We start from the raw sequence: 25207 nt of genomic DNA, 5'->3' as shown, positions 1-25207 counted from the left end.
GCTCCCTGCCATTTTCAATCTATAGCGCAGTGGGGGGCTTGCGACAAGACCCCTGTCGTGCCGCAGAATCTCCTGGCGAAAGCCCGGACCTGCGGAAATCATGGGCGTGCGATAGGCGCGTGCACCGCCGGGCCGTGGAACGACGATGGACGAATCGGGGGGTCATGGCCGACTTCGACGTGATCATTGCCGGCGGCGGGCCGACCGGCATGATGCTGGCGGCCGAGCTGCGGTTGCACGGCGTCCGCGTGGTCGTGCTGGAGAGGGACGCGCGTCCGACCGAGATGGTCCGCTCGCTCGGCCTGCACGTGCGCAGCATCGAGGTGATGGACCAGCGCGGCCTCCTCGACCGGTTCCTCGCGCACGGCAAGCGGTACCGGCTCGGCGGCTACTTCGCCGGCATCCACAGGCCGTGGCCGGAGGGGATGGACACCGCGCACTCCTACATCCTCGGCCTCCCGCAGCCGGTCACCGATCGCCTGCTCGCCGAGCGCGCCGCCGAGCTCGGCGCCGAGATCCGGCGCGGCACCGAAGTGGTCGGGCTGAGCCAGGACGAGGACGGGGTGACCGCCGAGCTGGCCGACGAGACCCGGCTGCGCTCGCGCTACCTCGTCGGCTGCGACGGCGGCCGCAGCACGGTGCGCAAGCTGCTCGGCGTCGGCTTCCCCGGCGAGTCCGCCGGGCACGAGTGGCTGCTGGGCGAGATGGAGGCGGCCGTACCGGAGGAGGAGGTGACCGCCGTGGTGGCCGAAATCCGCAAGACCCGCCACGGGTTCGGCGCCGGACCCGTCGGCGACGGGGTGTATCGCGTGGTCGTCCCCGCCGAGGCGGTGGCCGCCGATCCCGCCGTCCCGCCGTCCTTCGAGGAGGTCAAGCGGCGGCTGCGGGCGTTCGCCGGCACCGACTTCGGCGTGCACTCGCCGCGCTGGCTGTCCCGTTTCGGCGACGCCACCCGGCTGGCCGAGCGGTACCGGGCCGGCCGGGTGCTGCTCGCCGGGGACGCCGCGCACATCCATCCGCCGCTGGGCGGGCAGGGGCTCAACCTCGGCGTCCAGGACGCGTTCAACCTGGGCTGGAAGCTGGCCGCCGAGGTCGCCGGGTGGGCTCCGGAGGGGCTGCTGGACAGCTACCAGGCCGAGCGGCGCCCGGTGGCCGCCGACGTGCTGGACCACACCCGCGCGCAGTCCGAGCTGATCTCCCCGGAACCCGGCCCGCGGGCGGTGCGCCGGCTGCTGGCCGAGCTGATGGACTTCGAGGACGTGAACCGGTACCTGATCGAGAAGGTCACCGCGATCGGCGTCCGCTACGACTTCGGCGCGGGCCACGACCTGCTCGGGCGGCGGCTGCGGGACGTCGAGCTCAAGCGGGGCCGGCTCTACGCGCTCATGCACGGCGGCCGCGGGCTGCTGCTCGACCAGACCGGGCGGCTGTCGGCGGCGGGCTGGGCGGACCGGGTCGACCATGTCGCCGACACCAGTGAGGAACTGGACGTGCCCGCCGTGCTGCTGCGGCCGGACGGCCATGCGGCCTGGGTCGGCGACGATCAAGCGGATCTGCTCGGCCACCTGCCCATCTGGTTCGGCGCACCCGCCGGCTGAGCCGACGAGGCGCCCGCGGAGGGTCCCGCGCCGGCTCAGTCCGCGAGCCAGCGCAGGGCCTCGCGCTGGAACGGGACCTCGGTGTCGAGCTGGCAGAGGACGCCGATGCCCACGCCGAGCGCGCGCTGGGCGTGCACGTAATCCGGCGGGAAGGCCAGGCTGAGGCCGACCTGCATCGACGAGGTCATCCCTTCGACGGTGGCGCGCAGGTAGGCGCCGTCGAAATGGAAGGTCTCGTCCCGGACGGCCGTTCCGGAGTGCTCGAAGAGCGCTTTGAGGCGCGCGCCGTCCGCCCGCACCCCGGGACGCAGGAAGCCCATTTCGCGGAGGACGGCGACCAGTTCCTCCGGGTCCTCGGCGAGGTGGATCAGCATCCATTTGTGCAGCGGGCTCGGGGTGCCCGGCTCATGGCGGTACATCGCGCCGAAGTCGAGCACGCCGAGGCGGCCGTCGTCGAAAAGGCGGAAATTGCCGGGGTGCGGATCGCCGTGCATCATCCCGGTCCGGGGAATGGCCGAGAACATCAGCCTGGTCAACAGCAGGCCCGCCCGGGCCCGCTCCTCCGGGCCTCCGGCGGCGATGATCCGGGCCAGCGGGGTGCCGTCGAGCCAGGACGAGACGATGACCCGCCCTTCCTGGAGGACCACCTCGGGGACGACGTAGTCGGGATCGTCCAGGAGGCCGGCCCGGAACGCGGCCTGCGCCTCGGCCTCCCGCGCGTAGTCGAGTTCGAGGGCCAGGCCGTCCATCAGCTCGGTGGCCAGGGCCTTGCCGTCCAGTTGGGGGGCGACCAGGGAGGTGAACCAGCGCATCGCGAACACCGTCAGATCCCGGTCGTCCAGGAGCTGCGCCCTGGCGCCCGGGTACTGCACCTTGACCGCGACGGGACGTCCGTCGGGCAGGACGGCGCGATGGACCTGGCCGAGCGAGGCCACCGCGACGGGTTCGGGGTCGAAGGAGGCGAAGAGGCGCTGCCAGTCCGGGCCGAGGTCGTCCTCCAGGACCTGCCGCACCCTGGCCGCGTTCTCCGGCCGCGCCGCCTCCTGCAGCCCGGCGAGCCGCTCCCGGTAGACCGCGGAGATCGACGGCGGGAGCACCGTCTCGTACACCGACAGCACCTGGCCGAACTTCATCACCCCGCCCTTGAGCCCGCCGAGCACCTCGAAGAGCTGGTCGGCGGTGCGCTCGTGCAGGTCGAGCGACGCCTCGTCGGTGAGCCGGCCGAGCGCCTTCAGCCCGCCGGCCACGGCCATCCGCCGGCCGACCCCGAGCGGGATCGCCGACAGCCTCGCCAGCCGGGGCAGTGCCTGGATTCGCATGCCGACAGCGTCCACGGCGCGCCCGGCCCGCCGCATCGCCCCGCGGTCCCCGACACGCTATGACCGTGGTCGCAGCCGGCCTGGGACCACGGTCCGATGACGGGACGACCCGCCCCTCCCTAGGATCGGCGCATGCGCTGGACCGCCCCGCCCTGGCCGCTGCTGAGGCTGCTCGCCTGGGTCGGGACGTGCTGGGCGCTGCTCGCCGTGCTACTCGACCCGGCCGAGCCCGCCCGGACGGCCCTCGTCACCGGGTACGCCGCGCTGTGGGCGTGGCAGGCGGTACGGCCCTGGAACCCGCCCGTCGCGGCGGTGCCCCTGCTGGCGCCGGTGATCCTGCTGGTCATCGCCCTGGCGCCCGGGGCGGGAGGCGGCGACGGGTTCCGGCCGTTCCCGTTCACCGAGGGCACCTACGCCGACGGGGCCCTCGCGGTCGCCACCGCTCCGGTCTGGATCCACCTCGTCGTGCTGGCCCGCGGCCGCGACCTTGCCTGGGCGGTCCCGCTGACGCTGGTGCTCGCTCCCGTCCGGCACCTGCTGGACGGAGGGCTGCCGCTCTGGCCGGCCTGGATCATGTGGGGAGTCGGGTTCATGGTGCTCGGCTCGGCGTTCCGGATCCACGGCATGCTGTATGAGGCGCGGCTCCGGCTCACCCGGGAGGCGGTGGCCGAGGAGCGCCGGAAGATCGCGCGCGAGGTGCACGACCTGGTCGGGCACGGGCTCGGCGTCGTCATGCTGAACATCACCGCGGCCCGGCTCGCGACCTCCAGGGGCAACGCCGACGCGGCGGGCCGGGCGCTGGCCGAGGCCGAGCGGGCCGGGCGGCGGAGCGTCCGGGACGTCCACCGCGGGTTGGTGCTGCTACGCGACCCGGCGGGCGCCGCCGCGCCGCCGATCGCGCCCGCCCCGCCCACCGCCGAGGACACCGGGGCCCTGGTCGCCGAGCTGCGGGCCGGCGGGCTCGCGGTCGCGCTCACCACGCGGGGCGACCTCGGCGCCGTCGACCCGGCGGTCGGGCTCACCATCTTCCGGGTGGTCCAGGAGGCCCTGTCCAACACCGCCCGGCACGCGCCCGGCGCGGAGGCCGCCGTCACCGTGGCCGTCGGCGACGCCGCCGCCGAGGTGACCGTCACCGACCCCGGACCGGCGGACGCGCGGGGACGCCCCTCCACCGGCGGGCTCGGGCTCGTCGGCATGCACGAGCGGGTCGGCGTGCACGGCGGGGTGCTGCGCGCCGGGCCCGACGGCGCCGGCTGGACCGTCCACGCGACCATCCCCCTGACGGGGACGGCGCCGTGATCAGGCTGCTGCTCGTCGACGACCAGCAGCTCGTCCGCGCCGGGCTCGCCCGCATCTTCGACGGCGAACCCGACGTGAAGATCGTCGGCGAATGCGCGGACGGGGACGAGGTCATGGGCGCCGTCACGCGGTGCGCCCCCGACGTCGTGCTGATGGACGTCCGGATGAAGCGGCTGGACGGCGCCGAGGCCACCCGGCTGCTGCGGGCCCGGCCCGGCGCGCCGCCCGTGCTCGTCCTCACCATGTTCGACGACCCGGAGGTGGTGGCCGCCGCGCTCGCCGCCGGCGCGGCCGGTTTCGTGCTCAAGGACGCGCCCGGCGAGGAGATCATCCAGGCGACCCGGGCCGTCGCCGCGGGCAAGGGCTGGCTCGACCCCGCCGTCACCCCGCACGTCCTGCGCGCCTACCGGACCGCGTTCCGCCCGCGGCCCGCACCGTCCGGCAGCCTCTCCGACCGCGAACGCCAGGTGCTGGAACTCATCGGCACCGGCGCCACGAACCCGGAGATCGCCGCCCGGCTCCACATCGCCGAAGGCACCGTGAAGACCCACATCGGCAGCATCTTCACCAAGCTCGGCCTCCGCGACCGCGCCGCCGCCGTCATCTACGCCCTCCGCCACACCCCCTAGCCTCTCCGTTGACCTGCGGCATGTTGTTGCTTACGCCGCGCTCATACCAACAACACGCCGCAAGTCAACGTCGAGTTCGCTTACCTTGCCGCTTATGGGAGCTAAGCGCTGGCTGGCGCTCGTCTGCGTTGGGGTGGTTGCGTCCTCGCGCGTTCGGGCTCACCGCCGGCACAACGGCCCGCCCCTACGACCGTTAGCCGACCCGGGACGCGCGAAGGCCGCCGCCCGCATGCGGCGGGCGGCGGCCTTCACGTGTCGTCAGTCAGGTGTCCGCGAGCCGGGACGTCGCGAGCGCGGCGCCCCGGGACGGGACGCTAGCGGTTGTACTGGCCGAAGTCGTACTCCTCCAGCGGCACGGCCTCGCCGGAGCCCTGCCCGAAGGCGTACTCGGCGCCGTCGTCGTAGGACCCGACGGAGTAGACCGCGGCCTTCGCCTCCTCGGTCGGCTCGACCCGGACGTTGCGGTACTGCGGCATGCCGGTACCGGCCGGGATGAGCTTACCGATGATGACGTTCTCCTTGAGGCCCAGCAGCGGGTCGCTCTTGGCGTGCATCGCGGCCTCGGTGAGCACCCGGGTCGTCTCCTGGAAGGACGCCGCCGACAGCCACGACTCGGTCGCGAGCGAGGCCTTGGTGATGCCCATCAGGACCGGGCGGCCGGCGGCGGGGACCCCGCCCTCGGCCACGACGTTCCGGTTGCGCTCCTCGAAGATCGGACGCTCGACCAGGTCGCCCGGCAGCAGCTCGGTGTCGCCCGACTCGAGGATGTTCACCCGCTTCAGCATCTGGCGGACGATGATCTCGATGTGCTTGTCGTGGATCGACACGCCCTGCGACCGGTAGACCTCCTGGACCTCCTGGACCAGGTGGAGCTGCACGGCGCGCGGGCCGAGGATGCGCAGCACCTCGTGCGGGTTGATCGCACCCGCGATGAGCTGCTGGCCGACGCCCACGGACTCGCCCTCCTTGACCAGGAGGCGGGACCGCATCGGCACCGGGTAGGCGATCTCGTCGGAGCCGTCGTCCGGGACGACGACGACCTTGCGGGCCTTCTCCGTCTCGTCGATCTTGACGCGGCCGGCGACCTCGCTGATCGGGGCCACACCCTTGGGGATGCGGGCCTCGAACAGCTCCTGGACGCGCGGCAGACCGTGCGTGATGTCGCCACCGGCCACACCGCCGGTGTGGAAGGTGCGCATGGTCAGCTGCGTGCCGGGCTCACCGATGGACTGCGCGGCGATGATGCCGACGGCCTCGCCGACGTCCACCCGCTTGCCGGTGGCCAGCGAGCGGCCGTAGCAGGCGGCGCAGACACCGATCTTGGCCTCGCAGACCAGGGCGCTGCGGGTGCGGACCTTCGTCACCCCCGCCTCGAACAGCCGGGTCACGACCGCGTCGGACAGGTCGGTGTCGGCGGGGTAGATGACCGTCCCGTCGACGACGACGTCCTCGGCGATCGTGCGGCCGGTCAGGCTGGTCTCCGTCGTGGGCAGCTTGATCAGGCTGCCGTCCGACTGCCGCTCGACGATCTCGAAGGGGATCGTGCGGTCGGTGCCGCAGTCCTCCTCGCGGACGATGACGTCCTGCGCGACGTCCACCAGGCGCCGGGTCAGGTAACCCGAGTCGGCGGTGCGCAGCGCGGTGTCGGCGAGGCCCTTGCGGGCGCCGTGCGTCGAGATGAAGTACTCGACGACCGACAGGCCCTCGCGGAAGGACGACTTGATCGGACGCGGGATGGTCTCGCCCTTCGGGTTGGAGACCAGGCCGCGCATGCCGGCGATCTGGCGGAGCTGCAGCGGGTTGCCGCGGGCGCCCGACTGGATCATCATCCAGATCGGGTTGGCCTTCGGGAACGCCTTCTCCATGTCCACCGCGACGTCCGCGGTGGCCTTGTTCCAGATCTCGATGAGCTCCTGCTTGCGCTCGTCGTCGGTGATCAGGCCGCGGTTGAACTCGCGCTGCACCTTGTCGGCGCGCGCCTCGTAGCCGCCCAGGATCTCCTGCTTGTTGGGCGGCGTGATGACGTCGTCGATCGCGATCGTGACACCGGACCTGGTCGCCCAGTGGAACCCGGTGCTCTTCAGCGCGTCGAGCGCGTTGGCGACGGCGACCTTCGGGTACGTCTCCGCCAGCTCGTTGACGATCGCCGAGAGCTGCTTCTTGCCGATCTCGTCGTTGACGAACGGGAAGTCGTCCGGCAGCGTCTCGTTGAACAGCGCGCGGCCGAGCGTCGTCTCCAGCCGGTACGGCTGGCCGGGCTCGTAGCCCTCCGGCGCGCTCCACTCGCGCGGCGGCGGGATGTCCTTGAGCCGGATGCTGACCTGCGCCTGCATGTCCAGCTCGCCGCGGTCGTAGGCCATGATGCCCTCGGCGATGGACCCGAACGCGCGGCCCTCGCCCTCGGCGCCGTCCTTCTGCGTCGTCAGCCAGTACAGGCCGATGACCATGTCCTGGGTGGGCATGGTGACGGGCTTGCCGTCCGACGGCTTCAGGATGTTGTTCGTCGACAGCATCAGGATCCGCGCCTCGGCCTGCGCCTCGGCGGACAGCGGCAGGTGCACCGCCATCTGGTCGCCGTCGAAGTCCGCGTTGAACGCGGTGCAGACGAGCGGGTGGATCTGGATGGCCTTGCCCTCGACGAGCTGCGGCTCGAACGCCTGGATGCCCAGCCGGTGCAGGGTCGGCGCGCGGTTCAGCAGCACCGGGTGCTCGGTGATGACCTCTTCCAGGACGTCCCACACGACGGGACGCGCGCGCTCGACCATCCGCTTGGCGGACTTGATGTTCTGCGCGTGGTTGAGGTCGACCAGCCGCTTCATGACGAACGGCTTGAACAGCTCCAGCGCCATCTGCTTGGGCAGGCCGCACTGGTGCAGCTTCAGCTGCGGGCCGACGACGATGACCGAGCGGCCGGAGTAGTCGACGCGCTTGCCCAGCAGGTTCTGCCGGAACCGGCCCTGCTTGCCCTTGAGCATGTCGGACAGCGACTTCAGCGGACGGTTGCCCGGCCCGGTGACCGGACGGCCGCGGCGGCCGTTGTCGAACAGCGCGTCGACGGCCTCCTGCAGCATCCGCTTCTCGTTGTTGACGATGATCTCGGGCGCGCCCAGGTCGAGCAGGCGCTTGAGCCGGTTGTTCCGGTTGATGACCCGGCGGTACAGGTCGTTCAGGTCGGAGGTCGCGAAGCGGCCGCCGTCCAGCTGCACCATCGGACGCAGGTCCGGCGGGATGACCGGGATGCAGTCCAGCACCATGCCGAGCGGGCTGTTGCGGGTGTTGAGGAACGCCGAGACGACCTTCAGCCGCTTCAGGGCGCGGGCCTTCTTCTGGCCCTTGCCGGTGCGGATGATGTCGCGCAGCTTCTCGGCCTCGGCGTCGAGGTCGAAGTTCTGCAGCCGCGCCTGGATGGCCGCGGCGCCCATGCCGCCCTCGAAGTACTTGCCGAAGCGGTCGCGCATCTCGCGGTAGAGCAGTTCGTCGCCCTCCAGGTCCTGGACCTTGAGGTTCTTGAACCGGCTCCACACCTCGTCGAGGCGGTCGAGCTCGCGCTGCGCGCGGTCGCGCAGCTGCTTCATCTCCCGCTCGGCGCCGTCGCGCACCTTGCGCTTCTGGTCGGCCTTCGCGCCGGCCTCCTCCAGCTCCGCGAGGTCGCCCTCCAGCTTCTGCTGGCGGGCCTCGACCTGCGCGTCGCGGGCCTGCTCGATCTGCTGGCGCTCCACCGAGATGTGCGCCTCCAGCGTGGGCAGGTCGCGGTCGCGCCGCTCCGCGTCCACGCTGGTGATCATGTAGGCCGCGAAGTAGATGATCTTTTCGAGATCCTTCGGGGCCAGGTCCAGCAGGTAGCCGAGGCGCGACGGCACGCCCTTGAAGTACCAGATGTGCGTGACCGGCGCGGCCAGCTCGATGTGGCCCATCCGCTCACGGCGCACCTTGGCGCGGGTCACCTCGACGCCGCAGCGCTCACAGATGATGCCCTTGAAGCGGACGCGCTTGTACTTGCCGCAGTAGCACTCCCAGTCCCGGGTCGGGCCGAAGATCTTCTCGCAGAAGAGCCCGTCCTTCTCCGGCTTGAGGGTCCGGTAGTTGATCGTCTCCGGCTTCTTCACCTCGCCGTGCGACCACTGGCGGATGTCGTCGGCGGTCGCCAGACCGATGCGAAGCTCGTCGAAGAAGTTGACGTCAAGCAACTGTTTTCCCCTTGAGTTCTCAGACCTCGTCGACGCTCATCGCGCCCTCGTTAGGACGGCGGGACAGGTCGATGCCGAGCTCCTCCGCGGCGCGGAAGACGTCCTCGTCGGTGTCGCGCATCTCGATGGACATGCCGTCGCTGGAGAGCACCTCGACGTTGAGGCACAGCGACTGCATCTCCTTGATGAGCACCTTGAAGGACTCGGGAATGCCGGGCTCGGGGATGTTCTCGCCCTTGACGATGGCCTCGTACACCTTCACGCGGCCGAGGACGTCGTCGGACTTGATGGTCAGCAGCTCCTGGAGCGCGTAGGCGGCGCCGTACGCCTCCAGTGCCCAGACCTCCATCTCACCGAAGCGCTGGCCGCCGAACTGGGCCTTACCGCCGAGCGGCTGCTGGGTGATCATGGAGTACGGGCCGGTCGAGCGCGCGTGGATCTTGTCGTCGACCAGGTGGAGCAGCTTGAGGATGTAGATGTAGCCGACCGAGATCGGGTCGCGGTAGGGCTCGCCGGTGCGGCCGTCGAACAGCCGCGCCTTGCCGCCGGGCTCGACCATGCGGTTGCCGTCGCGGTTGGGCAGCGTGCTCGCGATCAGCCCGGTGACGTCGTCCTCGCGGGCGCCGTCGAACACCGGCGTGGCGGTGTTCGTCCACGGGGCGGCCTCGTCGGCGCCGATCTCCCGCAGAGCGCGCTTCCACTCGGCGTCGTCGCCCTCGACCTTCCAGCCGCGGGAGGCGACCCAGCCGAGGTGGGTCTCCAGGACCTGGCCCACGTTCATGCGCCCGGGGACGCCCAGCGGGTTCAGGACGATGTCGACCGGGGTGCCGTCCTCCAGGAACGGCATGTCCTCGACCGGGAGCACCTTGGAGATGACGCCCTTGTTGCCGTGCCGGCCGGCCAGCTTGTCGCCGTCGGTGATCTTGCGCTTCTGGGCGACGTACACCCGGACCAGCTCGTTCACGCCGGGCGGGAGCTCGTCGCCGTCGTCGCGGGAGAACACCCGGACGCCGATGACCTTGCCCTGCTCGCCGTGCGGCACCTTCAGCGAGGTGTCGCGGACCTCGCGCGCCTTCTCACCGAAGATCGCGCGGAGCAGCCGCTCCTCCGGGGTCAGCTCCGTCTCGCCCTTCGGGGTGACCTTGCCGACCAGGATGTCGCCGGGGACGACATCGGCGCCGATGCGGATGATGCCGCGCTCGTCGAGGTCGGCGAGGACCTCCTCGGAGACGTTCGGGATGTCCCGGGTGATCTCCTCGGGGCCGAGCTTGGTGTCGCGGGCGTCGACCTCGTGCTCCTCGATGTGGATCGAGGAGAGGACGTCGTCCTGCACCAGGCGCTGGCTGAGGATGATGGCGTCCTCGTAGTTGTGGCCCTCCCACGGCATGAACGCCACGAGGAGGTTCTTGCCGAGCGCCATCTCGCCGTTGTCGGTGCACGGCCCGTCGGCGATGACCTGGCCGACCTCGACCCGCGCGCCCTCGTCGACGATCGGCTTCTGGTTGAAGCAGGTGCCCTGGTTGGACCGCTTGAACTTGGCGACGCGGTAGGTGTTCCGCGTGCCGTCGTCGTTCATGACGGTCACGTAGTCGGCGGAGACCTCCTCGACGACGCCGGCCTTCTCGGCCGTGATGACGTCGCCGGCGTCGGTCGCGGCGCGGTACTCCATGCCGGTGCCGACCAGCGGCGCCTCGCTGCGCAGCAGCGGGACGGACTGGCGCTGCATGTTGGAGCCCATGAGCGCGCGGTTGGCGTCGTCGTGCTCCAGGAACGGGATCATCGCGGTGGCGACCGAGGTCATCTGCCGCGCCGAGACGTCCATGTACTGGACCTCGCGGGCGGGGACGAGCTCGATCTCGCCGCCCTTGCGGCGCACCAGGATGCGGTCGTCGACGAAGGTGCCGTCGTCGTTCAGCAGCGAGTTGGCCTGCGCGATGACGAAGCGGTCCTCCTCGTCGGCGGTCAGGTAGTCGATGTGCTCGGTGACGACGCCGTCGGTGACCCGGCGGTACGGCGTCTCGACGAACCCGAACGGGTTGACCCGCCCGAACGCGGCGAGCGAGCCGATCAGGCCGATGTTCGGGCCTTCCGGCGTCTCGATCGGGCACATGCGGCCGTAGTGGGACGGGTGGACGTCGCGGACCTCCATGCCCGCCCGCTCACGCGACAGACCGCCGGGACCCAGCGCGTTCAGCCGGCGCTTGTGCGTCAGCCCGGCCAGCGGGTTGGTCTGGTCCATGAACTGCGACAGCTGGCTGGTGCCGAAGAACTCCTTGATGGAGGCGACGACCGGCCGGATGTTGATCAGCGTCTGCGGCGTGATCGCCTCGACGTCCTGGGTGGTCATCCGCTCGCGGACGACCCGCTCCATGCGCGCCAGGCCCAGCCGGACCTGGTTCTGGATCAGCTCGCCCACGGTGCGCAGGCGCCGGTTGCCGAAGTGGTCGATGTCGTCGACCTCGATCGGCACCGGGACGGCCCCGAGGGTGGCCTCCTCCTCGCCGGCGTGCAGCCGGACCAGGTACTCGACCGTGGCGACGATGTCGTCCTCGGTCAGGGTGCCCTGCCGCATGTCGAGGTCCAGGCCGAGCTTCTTGTTGATCTTGTAGCGGCCGACCTTGGCGACGTCGTAGCGCTTCGGGTTGAAGTACAGGTTCTCCAGCAGCGTCTGCGCGGACTCGCGCGTCGGCGGCTCGCCCGGACGCAGCTTGCGGTAGATGTCCAGCAAGGCATCGTCTTGGCCGGACGTGTGGTCCTTCTCCAGGGTGACGTTGATCGACTCGTAGGAGCCGAAGCGCTCGCGGATGCGCGCCTCGTCCCAGCCGAGCGCCTTGAGCAGCACGGTGACGGGCTGCTTGCGCTTGCGGTCGATGCGCACGCCGACGTTGTCGCGCTTGTCGATCTCGAACTCGAGCCAGGCGCCGCGGCTCGGGATGACCCGGCAGCCGTAGATGTCCTTGTCGGACGCCTTGTCGAGGGCGCGGTCGAAGTAGACGCCGGGCGATCGGGTCAACTGGGAGACGACGACGCGCTCGGTGCCGTTGATGATGAAGGTGCCCTTCGGGGTCATGAGCGGGAAGTCGCCCATGAACACCGTCTGGCTCTTGATCTCACCGGTGGTGTTGTTGATGAACTCCGCCGTGACGAACAGCGGGGCGGAGTAGGTCATGTCCTTGTCCTTGCACTCCTCGACGGAGTACTTGGGCGGCTCGAACCGGTGGTCGCGGAACGAGAGGGACATGGTTCCGGAGAAGTCCTCGATGGGACTGATCTCTTCGAAGATCTCCTCCAGCCCCGACTGGGTCGGGACGCTCTTACTTCCGGCCTTCTGGGCCGCCTCGACCCGGGCCTTCCACCTCTCGTTGCCCAGCAGCCAGTCAACGGAGTTGGTCTGCAGTGCAAGGAGGTCCGGGACTTCGAGCGGCTCCTTGATGCGCGCGAAGGAGACGCGGTGCGGACCGGTTGCGGTATTCGAGGCGTTGCGCGAGGCTGCCAAGAGTGGTCCTTCCGAGGGCTCGCGGCGTAACTGACGACACGCACGCCAGACGATCCACGTCCGAGACCTGCGTTTTCGGGGTCCATGACAGGCCCCTGCAGGGGTGCACTCACACGCGGATAGTCAGAGGGCAGCGCAAAGGGGCAGTGTAGCCGACTGGTACACCGCTCGCAACTCTAGCGCCGCAGTATGCATCACGTTGCCATGGAGCATCGCCCCTCAGCGCCTCTCAGTCAAGAGCGGACTTGGACTTTTCGGGCCCTGACCTGCAGTGAGGAACGCCATAGTTTACCGGGGAGGGCGACCCCCCGAGCCTCCCGTCGCGACGCAGGCGATCCTCACGCCGCTGTTGCGGTTTTTGTGCCTGTGCTGGTGGGTGGGGCGTCGCTGCGGTCGCCTGCGTCGGCGGGCATGCCCGCTCCGGTCGCCGGCGCTCCCTCCGCGTGCCCGCCCGTGGCTGCCGCTTCTGTCTTCTGCACGGCTTCGCGCGCCAGTCCGAGAAGGGGCGGTGTGGCACGTCCTAGAGGGTGGTTGTGGCGCGCCCATAAGGGAACCCCGTGGCCTGAGGGCCACGGGGTTCTCCGGGGCAGGGGGCTAGGAGATGACGGTCAGCTCGGAGGCGAGCCACTTGCCGTCCTTCTTGACCATCGTCATCTTGATGCGCAGCGGCTCGGGGAGGCGCTGCTGCTTGTCGTTCTTGGTGGCGGACGAGCGGTTGGCGTAGACGAGGGTGACGACCTTGTCGGGCGTCGCGCTCACGACGCCGACCTTCATCACCGTCGTGTTGGAGACGGCCCCCTGCTGGACGGCGACGGTCCGGAGCTCCTGGGCGAGCTTCTCGTAGTCGGTGTGGAGCTTGCCCGTCGTGGTGGCGGACGCGGCCTTCAGGTCGGCGTCGAGCGTCTGGTAGTCGTACGAGGAGAGCTTCTGGGCGGCGCGGGACGACGCCATCGACGCCTCCTTGCCCGCCTGCTCGGCCGCCTTCTGCTCGCCGACCTTGAGGTACAGCGCGGTGGTGGCGGCGCCCAGCGCGAGCGTCAGGACGGCCAGGACGGCGATCACCGTCGAGACGCCGCCGAGGCGGGACCGCCGGGGCTCGTCGTCCCCGTCGCCGACGTCGTCCCCGGCTTCCTCGGCCGCCTCGGTCGCCTCGGTCGCCTCGTCGTCCTCGTCTTCGGCGTCGCCGGTTTCCGAATCGACCGAAGCGTCCGTGGACGGCGCTGAGTCGTCCTCTGGCGCGTTTTCGGGGTCGGGCGCGACTTCGGACGCCTTCCGGGGGGTCTTGGGCTTCTCCAGGGACTTGGCGGGCTTTTCGGGCTCGTCCGCGACCTCGGTCTCGGCCTCCGCTTCGGCGGCCTCGTCGGCGGCGATCTGGGCCAGCCGGGCCGCCTCGCGGGCCTTCGCGGCCGCTTCCTCCGCCAGCCGGGCGGCCTCGGCCGCCTCCTCGGCCTTAATCGCCTTGATGTCCTTGACGTCCTTATCGGCCTTAGTCGCCTTGTCCGCCTTCGTGGTCTTGTCGGCGTTGGCGTCGGGCTTCTTCTTGTCCGATTTCTTGTCCGAAGCGGAGCGCTTGCCCCGGCCGAGCATCGTCACGGGACAACCTCCAGTCCGGACACGAGCCAGCGGTCGTCGACCCGCGTGAGGTCCATCTGGTAGCGGTAGCCCTGCGGCGTACCGTTCTTGACCTTGTCATTGGTGACGGTCCCGTTGAGGGAGACCATCACCTCGGCGGAGTCGCCGTCGATCGAGACCAGCGCGGCCTCGACGTCGCTGACGGTCGACTTGGCCTTGGCCTGGGTCACCTGCTGCATGAAGGCGTTCGACTGGCTCGCCAGCTTGTTCTTCAGGTCGCCGGTGGTGCCGGAGACGATGCGGTCGAGGTCGCGCTGCGCGGTGGAGGCGTCGAGCGACATGAGGTTGACCCCCATCTGCCGCGCGGACTGGATCGCCTTGGCCTTCTGGTCGGCCTCGTCCTTGTTGCGGAGGGTGACGACGCCGAGCCAGCCGGACGCGATCGCGAGGCCGACCACGATGACGCTGAGCGTGATGGCGGTGACCAGCGGTAGGCGGGCCCTCATCGTGTCCGCCTCACTGGCTCAGAGGTCCGAGCAGGAGCCACTTCCACGAGGATTCTTCTCCCAACTGACGGGTTCCGGCGCTGCGCGGCATGACGTATCGCTTGCCGTCGGGCCCGTAGACCGCACCGGTCGTTGGATCGTATCCAGCGAACTCCACTGAATCGGCCGGATACGACAAGGTCAGCTGACCGTCGGCGAGCTGCCCGGTGGGGGCCGCCGCCGCGGCCTTGGTCTTGGCGTCGCCGTTGCCCTTGGCCTGCGACTTCCCGTCCTCGCCGGTGGCGGACGCGCCGCCCTCGGGGAACCCGGCGCCCGCCGTGGCGCCCGCCGGGACCCGCGGGAACGGCAGGATCTCGTTCTTCGGGAAGTTGCGGGCGCCGCGCACCGCGGTCTCCGCGTTGCCCGGGGCCTTGCACCCGGCGTCCAGGGTCGGCGTCTTCTTGGACGTGTCCTGGGGCCAGCGGTGCTTGACCTTCTCGTAGCCCTTGGTGCAGGCGGGCGGGGCGTCGATGTTCAGCGCGAGGCCCAGGTGCTGGGTGCCGTCGCCGGGCGTCACGGTGAACGCGCCGGCGACCGTCACCGGGTACAGGATGAACAGCGACCGGAGGCCGGCCTGGCGGGACGTGATGATCTGGCCGGTCGTGGTGAGGTTCGCCAGGAGGGTGGGCAGGGTCGGCGCGAGCTGGTTGATGGCCTTGTGCGCCTCGTCCACCGCGCCGGGCGCGCTGTCGATCGTCCTGCGCAGGGCGGGGTCGTCGTTGCGCAGGGACGTGGTGAGGTCGTTCAGGTTCCGGGCGAAGCCCTGGATGTTGGCGGCCTGGCCGCGCTGGGTGTCCAGGACGGTGACGCTGTTGTTCAGCAGCCGCTCGGTGTCGGGGTAGGCCTCGTCGGCGGTCTTCAGCAGCCGGTCGGTGTCGTCCAGGATCGACTGGAGGTCCTCGGCGGAGCCGGAGAACGCCTTGTCCAGTTCGTCCACGATGATGCCGAGGTCCCGGGTGTTGACCGACCCGACGAGCGAGTCGACGTTGCGCAGCAGCTCGGCGGTGGACACCGGCAGCGTGGTGCGGTCCCTGGGGATCGTGTAGGCGGCGCCCTCGTCGAGGTAGGGGCCGCTCTTCTTGGTGGGCTCCAGGTCGATGTACTGCTCGCCGACCGCCGACCGGTTCGCCACGATGGCCTTGGTGCCGTCGCGGGGGATCCGCTCGCCGCGGTCGAGCAGCAGCTTGACGCGGATGCCGTCCTTGGTCAGCTCGATCGGCCCGACCCGTCCGACGGGGACGCCCCGGTAGGTGACCTCGGCGTTGGTGAACACGCCGCCGGAGTCGGTGAGGTCGACGTAGGCGACGTACTCCTTGCCGAGGAGGTCGCGGCCCAGCCCGATGTAGTTCACCGAGACGATCGCCACGCCGACGACCGTGATGACGGCGAACGCGATCAGCTGGACGATGACGCCGCGCTTGAGGATCACGAGAGGCCCCCCGTCATCAGGGTCCGCAGGCCGCCGTCACCGGGCTCCGGGGCGAGCGCGCCCGTCCGCCGCGGTGCCGGCGTGCCGGACGTTGTCTTCTTGGGGGCGGGGGCCGGCAGGCCCCCGGTGGCGCCGGCCGGAGTCTGCGGCAGCACGCCGAGCGGCGAGTCGGGCAGTGTCACGTTCGGGACCTGCAGCATGTTGCGCATCTGCTTGCCGCTGCCGAGCATGCCTTCGAGGTCGGTGCCGCCGAGCAGGTTGCGCGCGATGGACTCGAAGTCCAGGTCGACGGTCAGCCGCACGTTGCCGTAGTCGCCCGCGATGACGTTCTCGAACGTCGCCGGGAACGGGAAGGTGATCAGTGATTCCAGCGACCTCGGCAGGTCGTTGCCCGCCTTGTTGAGGTTCCGCAGGATCTTGTCGACGTCCCGCAGGTTCGCCAGCAGGTCGGCCTTCGACCGGTCGATCACGGTGGTGGTGGTGCGGCTGAGCTTGTTCAGCGCGACCAGCATCTTGGTGAGGTCGGCGCGGTTGCGGTTGAGGACGTCGATCGCGGGGCCCGTCTCGTCGATGGTGTCCTGGATCGTCTTGCGCTCGTCCGCGAGCTTGCCGGTCAGCCGGTCGATGCTGTCCAGCGCCCGGGTGATCGCGGCGCGGTTGCGGTCGAGCGTCCCGGCGAAGGTGTTCACCCGCTCCAGCACCGACCGGATCGTGGACTCGCGGCCGCCCATCGCGGCCTGCAGCTCGTGGCTGATCGTGGAGACCTGCTCCAGGCCGCCGCCGTTGAGCAGCAGCGACATCGCCGACAGCACCTCTTCGATCTCGGTGCCGCGGGACGTGCGGTTCAGCGGGATCAGGTCGCCGCTGCCGAGCCGCCCGACCGGGGCCTCGTTCTTCGGCGGTTCGAGCTGGACGAACTTCTCGCCGAGGAGACTCGTCTGGCCGATCGTCGCGATCGCGTTGTCGGGGAGCCGCACGTCGCCGCGCACCTTGACGGTGACGAGCGCGTGCCAGCCGCCGACCTGCCCCGGCCCGCCGCCGGCCAGCTTGATGTCGTCGACCTTGCCCACCGACACGTCGTTGACCTTGACCGCCGACTGCGGGACGAGGTCCAGCACGTTCGCGAACTCGATCTTCACGGTCGTCGGGTTCGAGCCGAGGTCGGGGCCGCCGGGCAGCGGCAGCGACTCCACGCCGTTGAACGAGCAGCCCGACAGGGCCGTCGCGGCGGCGATCGCGGCGGCGCCCAGCAGGTGGGCGCGGCGCATCGGCCGTCTCCTGCTCATCGGCCACCTCCCGGCAGCAGCGCGCTGAGGTCCCCGGGCTTGCTGGTGCGCGTCCCGGCCGTCGCGGTCTGGTTCGTCTTGGCGTTCGCCGTGCCGGTCCCGCCCGTCTTGGCGCTCGCCCGGCCCTGCGGGCCGTAGGCGTCCGGTGGGATCGGCACCGGGTCGTAGTGCGTGGTCAGCGCGGTGATCCAGGACAGGTCGAGGCTGAAGCCCGTCAGCGCCTTGCCGATGCCGTTGTACGGCTTGACGAAGTCGAGGCACTCCTTGGCGGGCGTGCCCACCGAGTACGCCAGCGAGCAGATCCAGTCGGCCAGGTCGTGGAACTGGCGGAAGTTGTCGCGGGTGTGGATCGTGCCGCTGATCGGGTCGTACGCGCGGGCCAGGTTGTTGACCGCCAGCGGCCCGGCGGTGAGGATCTCGGCGAGCGCGTCCTTCTCCTTCACCAGCACGCCGGTGATCTGGGCGAGCTGCCGGACGCTCGACGACAGCTCGTCGCGGTTGTCCTTGACGAACCGCTGCACGTTCCGCAGCGTCGGGGCGAGCGTGTTGAGGGCCGCGGACAGCTCCTCCTTCTCCCCCGCGAGCTGCGCCGACACCCCGTTGAGGTGCCCGGTGAACGACTTGATCTGCTGGTCGTTCGCCTTCATCGCGTCGGTGATGATCCGCAGGTTCCTGATCGTCGCGGCGACGTCGCCGCGGTCGGTGCTCAGCGTGCTGAGCGCCTTGGAAGCGTCCGCGATCGTCGCCCGGATGTCGTCGCCCTGCCCCTCCAGGTTCGCGGCGCCGACCTGCAGCAGCCGCGACAGCGACCCCTCCTGGCCGTTCGCGCCGGGCGCGTTGGCGCCCTCCGGGCCGAGCGCCTTGCTGAGGTCGCTCAGGCTGCCGCCGACCTGGTCGACCTCGACCGGGACGGCGGTGCGGCTCGTGGTCAGCGTGGCGCCGTCGGCGAGGACGGCGCCGCCCTTGTAGACGGGCGTCAGCTGGATGTAGCGGTCGGCGACGAGCGTCTGGTTGATGATGACGGCCTGCGCGTTGGCGGGCACCTTGTACTTGGCGTCGTACCTCAGCTCGACCTTGACGGCGTCGCCGACCGGCTCGACCTTCGTGACCTCGCCGACCGGGATGCCGAGGATGCGGACGTCCGCGCCCTTGTAGAGGCCCACGGTCTTGGTGAAGTACGCCGTCATGCGGCGCTGCTCCGGCTCCTGGAGGATCAGCAGGAGCGCGGCCACCAGCACTGCGACGGCGATGACCGCGCCGCCGATGCGGAGGATGGTTCCTGAGTTGCGCACTGTGACCTGCCTGCTCACGGGAGGAACGGCAACGGGTTGTTGCTCTGGTTGCCGGTCTGGCCGCCCTGCTTCTTCGTCGTCGTCCCGCCGCTCCCCGGCGGGTCCTGGATGGAGGCCGGGATCGGGAGGAGGTTCTGGATCCAGGAGTCGAACCAGCGCCCGGTTCCGGTCACGTCCGAGAACTGCCGCGCGAACGGCGCGAACAGCTGCAGGATGCGGTCCAGGTTGTTCTGGTTCTTCAGCAGGATCCTGTTGACCTTGGCCAGGTTGTCCAGCATCGGCCGCAGCTGCTGCTCGTTCTCCTTGATCAGCGCGTTCACCTGCTGCGAGAGCGTGACCGTGTTGATCAGGAGCTGGTGGATCACCGCGCGGCGCGCCTGCACCGCCTGGAGGACCTTGTCACCGTCCTGGACGAGCTTGGCGAAGTCCTGGTTGCGGTTGGCGAGCAGTTCCGAGACGTCCTTGGCCTTGCCGGCCAGCTCGTGCAGCTCGTCGTCGCGGGACGCGACCGTGTTCGACAGCCGCCGCAGGCCCTGCAGCGACGCCCGGACCTCCTCCGGCGAGTTCTTGAAGGTGTCCGACAGCACGTCGAACGACTTGGCGACCTGCTTGACGTCGATCGCGCTGACCCGCTGGCTCAGCTCGCTGATCGCGGGGACGACCTCGAACGGGGTGTGGGTCCGCTCGATCGGGATGTTGCGGCCGAGCCTGCCGGTGCCGCGCGGGGTCAGCTCCAGGTAGTGCGCGCCGAGGATCGTCTTGATCTTGATGCCGGCCTCGGTGCGGGCGCCGAGCCTGACGCCGTCGTCCACCCGGAAGGTGACCTTGACGTGGTCGCCGTCCAGGTCCAGGGCGGTGACCTTGCCGACCTTGACGCCCGCGATGCGGACCTCCTCGTCGGGCCTCAGGCCCGCCGCCTCCTTGAACGCGGCCGTGTGCGTCCTGCCGCCGGCGACGAACGGGATGCTCTCCAGGTTCATCGCCAGCACCAGCAGCACCGCGATGATCGCGAACGCGGAGAGCCCGATGGGGACCGGGTTGCGCTCCCGGAACGGGATCCTCATCTACTTGCACCTCGCGTTCTCGTTCACGATCGCCGGCGTCTGGTAGACCGGTCCGCCCGGCAGCCGCACCCGCGCGTCGAGGCCGCAGATGTACATGTTGAACCAGGACCCGTAGGACGAGATGTTCACGAGCCCTTCGAGCCGCTTCGGCGACCGCTTGAGCCCTCCGTCGATCGCGTCGCCGTTGGCCGCGAACGTCCCGGCGAGCTTGCGCAGCCCGGCGATGTCGTTCCTGAGGTCCGGCCGGGCGTCCGCCAGCAGGTCCTGCGTGGTGCCGGTCAGGTCGTTGATCGCCGCGACCGAGTCGAAGATCGCCTTGCGGTCGCCGGAGACGCCGCTGACGAAGCCGCGCAGGTCCCGCACGAGCTGGTCGACCTGGTCGTGCCGCTCGTCGATCGTGCCGAGCACCGTGTTCAGGTTGTCGATCACCTGGCCGATGACGCGGTCCCGGTCGGCGAGCGTGTTGGTCAGCGACGCGACGTGCGCGAGCAGGCTGTTGATCGTCCCGCCCTCGCCCTGCAGCACCTGGATGATCTGCATCGCCAGGGTGTTGACGTCCTTCGGCTCCAGCGCGGTGAACAGCGGGCGGAAGCCGTTGAACAGGGTCGTCAGGTCCAGCGCCGGCTTCGTCTGGCCGATCGGGATCGTCCCGCCCGGCTTCAGGTAGTCGTTGGCCTGGCCGGCGCCGTCGGTCAGCGCGAGGTACCGCTGGCCCATCAGGTTGCGGTAGCGGATCTGCGCCTGCGTGGTCGACGGCAGCCCCGCCTTGAGCGGGCCGTCCTCGGCGACGCTGAACGTCACCTCGGCCTTGTCGCCCTTGTACAGCTTGATGGACTCGATCTGGCCGACGCGGACGCCCGAGATGCGGACGTCGTCGTTGTCCAGCAGCCCGGCCACGTCCGAGAAGACCGCCTTGTACTCGCGGGTGTCCCGGAAGCGCATGTTGGAGATCGTCATGGCCAGCACGCCGGTGGCCACCGAGGTGATGACCACGAAGGTCAGCAGCTTGACCGCCGCGCCCGTCGTCTTCACTTGATCGTCACCACCGATCCGTCGCTCAGCAGCGGCCCGAACATCAGCTCCGACACGTCGGACAGCTCATCGGCGGGGGTCCGGGTCAGCGGGCCGAGCACGCTCTTGATCTGCTGCTTCGGGGTCAGCGAGCCGGTGTCGACGAACACGTTCGACAGCGCCCGGCCGCGGTTGCCGCCCCCGCCGTTCGGGTCGTCGGGGTTCTTCCACCACAGGTCGTCCTGCGTCCCGTCCAGGGCCAGGTAGTCGGGGGACGGGATCTTCGGGTTCGGCAGGCCGTAGCAGCGCGGGTTGCGCCGGTCCTTGGCCTCCGGCGCGTCCAGCGGGTACTTGTAGCCCGGCCGCGGCTTGACGATCTCGACCGTCAGGTTGAAGGTCTTGGACCCGCCGCCGCCGGCCACCCGCTCGGCCTCCGGCTTGATCTTCATCAGCCCGGCGAACACGCACGGCAGCGACGGCGAGTAGCGGGCGACGAGGCTCGCCACGTCCCGGTTCGCGATGTTCACGCCGATGATCTTCGGTCCGTTGTGCCGCATGAACACGTCGCCGTCCTGCGCCAGCGAGGTCGTCGCCGGGATCAGCTGCTCGATCGTGGCCTTCTTGTCGGTGATCGTCCGGCTGGTCACGTTGATGTTGCGGAGCGTCTGCAGCAGGTCGGGCGCCGCCGCGGCGTAGATGTCGGAGACGTCCGCCAGGCCGTTCAGGTCGTGCACCAGCGTGCCGAGCTGCGGATTGATCTTCTTCAGCAGCGCGTCCGCCTGTTCGAAGTTCTCGCCGAGCTGGTCGCCGCGGCCCTGCAGCGCGGTGGCGAGGGCGTTCAGCGTCGAGTTCAGCTGCGCCGGCTTCACCGCCTGCAGCAGCGGCAGCAGGTCGTTCAGCACCTTGTCGATCTCGATCGCGGCCTGCGAGCGGTCCTGCTGGATGACCTGGCCGTCGCGCAGCCCGGCCGGGCCGGCCTGCGCCGGGATCTGCAGGTCCACGTACTTCTCGCCGAACAGCGTCTTCGGCAGCAGCCGCGCCTGCACGTTCCGCGGGATCAGTTCCGCCTTGCCGGGGTCCAGCGCGAGGTGCAGGACGGCGCCGTCGCTGGTCGCGTCGGTGCCGCGCACCTCGCCGACGATCAGTCCGCGGACCTTCACGTCCGAGTGCGGCAGCAGCTGCAGCCCGGCCCGCTCGGTCTTCACCGTCACCTCGGTCACGGGCGTGAACGCCTTGTTGTACAGCGCCACGGTCAGCGCCAGCAGCAGGGCGATGACGACGATCATGGAGACGCCGAGTACCCGGTAACGCACGCGTTCGCTCATCGCCGTGCTACCCCGCAATCCGCACGGTCGTGGTGGTGCCCCAGATCGCCATGCCGAGCAGCAGGTCGGCCACGTTGATCACGACGATGCTGGTGCGGACCGCGCGGCCCACCGCGACGCCGACGCCCGCCGGGCCGCCGGACGCGTGGTAGCCGTAGTAGCAGTGGATCAGCATCACCAGCACCGCGAAGATGATCACCTTGCCGAACGACCACAGGATGTCGTTCGGTGGTAGGAACAGATGGAAATAGTGGTCGTAGGTGCCGGTCGACTGCCCGTAGAACATCGTCACGATCACCCGCGTCGCGCCGTAGGAGGCGAGCAGGCCCACGATGTAGAGCGGGACGACCGCGATCATCCCGGCCAGCATCCGGGTCGTGACGAGGAACGGCATCGACGGGACGGCCATGACCTCCAGCGCGTCGATCTCGTCGGAGATCCGCATCGCGCCGAGCTGCGCGGTGAACCCGCAGCCGACCGTCGCCGACAGCGCCAGCGCCGACACCAGCGGCGCGATCTCGCGCGTGTTGAAGTAGGACGCGACGAACCCGGTGAACGCGGCCGTGCCGATCTGGTTCAGCGACTCGTAGCCCTGCAGGCCGACCTGGCTGCCGGTGAAGAACGTCATGAAGCCGACGATCACCACCGAGCCGCCGATCACCGCGAGGCCGCCGGTCCCGAGGCTGACCTCGGCGAGCAGCCGCAGCACCTCCGTGCGATAGCGGCGCAGCACCCGGAACACCCAGGCGAACGCGCGGGCGTAGAACGACAGCTGGTGGCCGAAGTCGTCCAGGCGTTGCAGCGGTGCGTTCACCGCCCGACGGGCCGCCTGTCCCGTCTTACCAGGGACAGCGCTCATTGCCTCGCCTCCGCTCGGCTGCGAGCCGCCGCCGCCGGTGCCGTCTTCCGTCGTCGTTCCGGTCGCACGCTCCCCGCGCTCCTCAGTCCAGACGACGCCCGTCCGCTCGCCATCACATCCCCTTCGACGGGACGAACTGGAAGTACAGCGTGGAGATCAGGAAGTTCTCCAGGAAAAGCAGCATGAACGTGATGACCACGGTCTGGTTGACGGCGTCGCCGACGCCCTTCGGCCCGCCCTTGGCGTTCAGTCCCTTATAGGCGGCGACCAGGCCGGCCGTGATGCCGAAGACGAACGCCTTGAACTCGGCCTGCAGCAGGTCGGGCAGCTGCGCGATCGCGTTGAACGACGCCAGGTAGGCGCCGGGCGTGCCGCCCTGCAGCATGACGTTGAAGAAGTAGCCGCCGAGCAGGCCGACCACCGACACCAGGCCGTTCAGGAACAGCGCGACGAACGCGCAGGCGAGCATGCGGGGCACGACCAGGCGGTGCAGGGGGTTGATGCCCAGCACCTCCATGGCGTCGATCTCCTCGCGGATCTTGCGGGAGCCGATGTCGGCGCACATCGCCGACCCGGCGGCCCCCGCGACCAGCAGCGAGGTGACCAGCGGGCTCGCCTCCCGGACGATCGCGACGACCGCGGTCGCGCCGGTGTAGGACTGCGCGCCGAGCTGCCGGATCAGCCCGCCGACCTGCAGCGACAGGACGCCGCCGAACGGGATGGCGACCAGCATGGTGGGGACGACGGTGACGCTGACGATGAACCAGGCCTGCTGGATGAACTCGCGCCACTGGAACGGCCACTGGAAGGTCGCCCTGGCCGTGTCCAGGCACAGGGCGAAGAACCGTCCGGGCTCCTTCACGACGACGTTCGCCGCGCCGTCCCCGATCTTGCGGAACGACACGGCGGCGCCGCCGCTCTTCCCCTCTCGCTGGTCCGCGCCGATACCAGGAGTGGACATCAGTACCCTGCACCGCCCGCGTGCCGGCCGGGCGGCGGGTTACCGGGGAACTGGCCGCCGGGCGGCGGGCCGCCCGGGAACTGGCCGCCGGGGGGCGGACCGGCGGGCCCGCCCTGGGCGGGTGCGCCGACGGGTGACACGGACGCCACGTACCGCGGCCACTCCTCCACCCAGTTGCGGCCGAGGTCGTCGATGAACGACCCGGGCGGCGGGGTGACGCCGTGCGCGGCGCACCACGCGCCGGGCGCGTGCATGCCGGCGCGCAGCATCCCGTTGCTCGCCATCTGCTGCGGCGGGATGGGGGGCAGCTTGCCCGAGTCGAGGCCCATCTTGGCCTCGGCCTCCAGCTCGGAGGCGTCCTTCTCCTCCGACATGCCGATCGGGCCGACCTTGCTGGCGTTGAGGAACTGCCGGACGACCGGCTCCTCGCTGGACAGCAGCATCTCGCGCGGGCCGAACATGGCGAGGTTGCGCTGGTACAGCAGGCCGATGTTGTCCGGGACGGTCCGCGCCGTGTTGATGTCGTGGGTGACGATGAGGAACGTCGCGCCGATCTGCGCGTTCAGGTCGATGAACACCTGGTTCAGGAACGCGGTGCGGACCGGGTCGAGGCCGGAGTCCGGCTCGTCGACGAGGAGGATCTCGGGGTCGAGGACGAGCGCGCGGGCGAGGCCGGCGCGCTTCTTCATACCGCCGGAGATCTCGCCGGGAAGCTTGTGCTCCGCGCCGAGCAGACCCACCATCTCCATCTTCTCGAGGACGATGCGCTTGACCTCGGATTCGGACTTCTTGGTGTGCTCGCGCAGCGGGAAGGCGATGTTGTCGAACAGGTTCATCGAGCCGAACAGCGCACCGTCCTGGAAGAGGACGCCGAACAGCTTGCGGGTCTCGTAGAGCTGGGACTCGGGCAGGTACGGCAGGTCCCTGTCGCCGATCCAGATGTGCCCGCGGTCGGGCTTGAGCAGCCCGACGAGGGACTTCAGGAAGACCGACTTACCGGTACCGGACGGGCCCAGAAGAACGGAGATCTCACCTGCGGGAATGGTCAGCGACACGTCCTGCCAGATCACCTGGCGGCCAAAGGACTTGGTCAGGCCCTCGACTCTGATCTCGACGCCCACTCGTCACCTTTCGTCCAGGCCGGGGGGAATCCCGAACCAATGAGCGAGTAGCACTCAGGCTCTTGCTGTCGTCACACGGCGTGTCCGCCGTGTTGCTACCGTCCGGTAGCCGCGCCGGGTTCCACTACGGTAGCGGGCCGCTGTCCAAATGGAAGGGGTTCCGGTCCAGATCAGCGGCTAAATGCGACGTCGTAAGACAATCGTTACTTACGGC

The 25207-nt window shown here is 70.0% G+C and carries 17 protein-coding genes; 3 read left to right on the top strand and 14 right to left on the bottom strand.

Going from position 1 to position 25207, the window contains the following annotated elements:
• The first annotated feature begins 164 nt into the window (after positions 1-164).
• Complete coding sequence (gene rox / locus SM611_RS33455) at positions 165-1598, top strand: rifampin monooxygenase (protein ID WP_371954339.1); 1434 nt, start codon at positions 165-167, stop codon at positions 1596-1598.
• A 35-nt stretch (positions 1599-1633) separates the two neighbouring features.
• Here rox and SM611_RS33450 read toward each other — a convergent pair whose 3' ends face one another.
• Positions 1634-2917, bottom strand: a complete 1284-nt coding sequence (locus SM611_RS33450) for an ABC1 kinase family protein (RefSeq protein WP_371954338.1) — start codon at positions 2915-2917, stop codon at positions 1634-1636.
• Between the two features lie 132 nt (positions 2918-3049).
• On the opposite strand from SM611_RS33450, the gene SM611_RS33445 reads away from it, so the two are divergent.
• A complete protein-coding gene (locus tag SM611_RS33445) occupies positions 3050-4216 on the top strand; it encodes a sensor histidine kinase (protein WP_371954337.1) in 1167 nt (388 codons plus the stop codon).
• Positions 4213-4845 (top strand): response regulator transcription factor, encoded by a 633-nt coding sequence (locus SM611_RS33440; RefSeq protein WP_371954336.1) that lies wholly within the window; start codon positions 4213-4215, stop codon positions 4843-4845. Before SM611_RS33445 ends, SM611_RS33440 begins: the two co-directional genes overlap by 4 nt.
• 314 nt (positions 4846-5159) lie before the next feature.
• Here the strand turns inward: SM611_RS33440 and SM611_RS33435 are convergent, their stop codons facing one another.
• The 13 genes from SM611_RS33435 to SM611_RS33375 form a co-directional block, all read right to left on the bottom strand.
• Positions 5160-9032, bottom strand: a complete 3873-nt coding sequence (locus tag SM611_RS33435; protein WP_371954335.1) for a DNA-directed RNA polymerase subunit beta' — start codon at positions 9030-9032, stop codon at positions 5160-5162.
• 19 nt (positions 9033-9051) lie between these two features.
• Positions 9052-12528, bottom strand: a complete 3477-nt coding sequence (rpoB, locus tag SM611_RS33430; RefSeq protein ID WP_371954334.1) for a DNA-directed RNA polymerase subunit beta — start codon at positions 12526-12528, stop codon at positions 9052-9054.
• A gap of 594 nt (positions 12529-13122) precedes the next feature.
• A complete protein-coding gene (locus SM611_RS33425) occupies positions 13123-14115 on the bottom strand; it encodes an Rv1363c family protein (protein ID WP_504230289.1) in 993 nt (330 codons plus the stop codon).
• 2 nt (positions 14116-14117) lie between these two features.
• On the bottom strand, positions 14118-14606 hold the full coding sequence (locus SM611_RS33420; protein ID WP_371954332.1) for an Rv1363c family protein: 489 nt from the start codon (positions 14604-14606) through the stop codon (positions 14118-14120).
• A 10-nt stretch (positions 14607-14616) separates the two neighbouring features.
• On the bottom strand, positions 14617-16074 hold the full coding sequence (locus SM611_RS33415) for an MCE family protein (RefSeq protein ID WP_371954331.1): 1458 nt from the start codon (positions 16072-16074) through the stop codon (positions 14617-14619).
• Entirely contained in the window at positions 16071-17360 is a 1290-nt protein-coding gene (locus SM611_RS33410; protein WP_371954330.1) for an MCE family protein, read from the bottom strand. Before SM611_RS33410 ends, SM611_RS33415 begins: the two co-directional genes overlap by 4 nt.
• On the bottom strand, positions 17357-18652 hold the full coding sequence (locus SM611_RS33405) for an MCE family protein (RefSeq protein ID WP_371954329.1): 1296 nt from the start codon (positions 18650-18652) through the stop codon (positions 17357-17359). Before SM611_RS33405 ends, SM611_RS33410 begins: the two co-directional genes overlap by 4 nt.
• A gap of 14 nt (positions 18653-18666) precedes the next feature.
• A complete protein-coding gene (locus SM611_RS33400; RefSeq protein WP_371954328.1) occupies positions 18667-19716 on the bottom strand; it encodes an MCE family protein in 1050 nt (349 codons plus the stop codon).
• Entirely contained in the window at positions 19717-20748 is a 1032-nt protein-coding gene (locus SM611_RS33395; RefSeq protein WP_371954327.1) for an MCE family protein, read from the bottom strand. It abuts the gene before it with no gap.
• Positions 20745-22052 carry an MCE family protein gene (locus SM611_RS33390; RefSeq protein WP_371954326.1) on the bottom strand — a complete coding sequence of 436 codons (1308 nt, stop codon included), beginning with the start codon at positions 22050-22052 and terminating at the stop codon, positions 20745-20747. The genes SM611_RS33395 and SM611_RS33390 overlap by 4 nt, the downstream gene beginning before the upstream one ends.
• Positions 22053-22059: 7 nt before the next feature.
• Positions 22060-22866 (bottom strand): MlaE family ABC transporter permease, encoded by an 807-nt coding sequence (locus tag SM611_RS33385; RefSeq protein ID WP_371954325.1) that lies wholly within the window; start codon positions 22864-22866, stop codon positions 22060-22062.
• A gap of 157 nt (positions 22867-23023) precedes the next feature.
• Entirely contained in the window at positions 23024-23872 is an 849-nt protein-coding gene (locus tag SM611_RS33380; protein WP_371954324.1) for an MlaE family ABC transporter permease, read from the bottom strand.
• Positions 23872-24993: an ABC transporter ATP-binding protein gene (locus tag SM611_RS33375; protein ID WP_371954323.1), complete on the bottom strand. Its 1122-nt coding sequence runs from the start codon at positions 24991-24993 to the stop codon at positions 23872-23874. Before SM611_RS33375 ends, SM611_RS33380 begins: the two co-directional genes overlap by 1 nt.
• Positions 24994-25207 lie beyond the last annotated feature (214 nt).

It is taken from the genome of Actinomadura monticuli (assembly GCF_041463655.1).
GTDB lineage: Bacteria > Actinomycetota > Actinomycetes > Streptosporangiales > Streptosporangiaceae > Spirillospora > Spirillospora monticuli.
The sequence above is the reverse complement of the archived record's forward strand: the minus strand, read 5'-3'. Positions and strand labels throughout refer to the sequence as shown.

What these genes read in the sequence shown, in the direction of transcription:
- SM611_RS33410 (WP_371954330.1), bottom strand. Translation starts at nt 17,360, where the DNA reads ATGAGCAGGAGACGGCCGATGCGCCGCGCCCACCTGCTGGGCGCCGCC.
- SM611_RS33420 (WP_371954332.1), bottom strand. Translation starts at nt 14,606, where the DNA reads ATGAGGGCCCGCCTACCGCTGGTCACCGCCATCACGCTCAGCGTCATC.
- SM611_RS33445 (WP_371954337.1), top strand. Translation starts at nt 3,050, where the DNA reads ATGCGCTGGACCGCCCCGCCCTGGCCGCTGCTGAGGCTGCTCGCCTGG.
- SM611_RS33450 (WP_371954338.1), bottom strand. Translation starts at nt 2,917, where the DNA reads ATGCGAATCCAGGCACTGCCCCGGCTGGCGAGGCTGTCGGCGATCCCG.
- SM611_RS33390 (WP_371954326.1), bottom strand. Translation starts at nt 22,052, where the DNA reads ATGAGCGAACGCGTGCGTTACCGGGTACTCGGCGTCTCCATGATCGTC.
- SM611_RS33380 (WP_371954324.1), bottom strand. Translation starts at nt 23,872, where the DNA reads ATGTCCACTCCTGGTATCGGCGCGGACCAGCGAGAGGGGAAGAGCGGC.
- SM611_RS33400 (WP_371954328.1), bottom strand. Translation starts at nt 19,716, where the DNA reads ATGAGGATCCCGTTCCGGGAGCGCAACCCGGTCCCCATCGGGCTCTCC.
- rox (WP_371954339.1), top strand. Translation starts at nt 165, where the DNA reads ATGGCCGACTTCGACGTGATCATTGCCGGCGGCGGGCCGACCGGCATG.
- SM611_RS33425 (WP_504230289.1), bottom strand. Translation starts at nt 14,115, where the DNA reads ATGCTCGGCCGGGGCAAGCGCTCCGCTTCGGACAAGAAATCGGACAAG.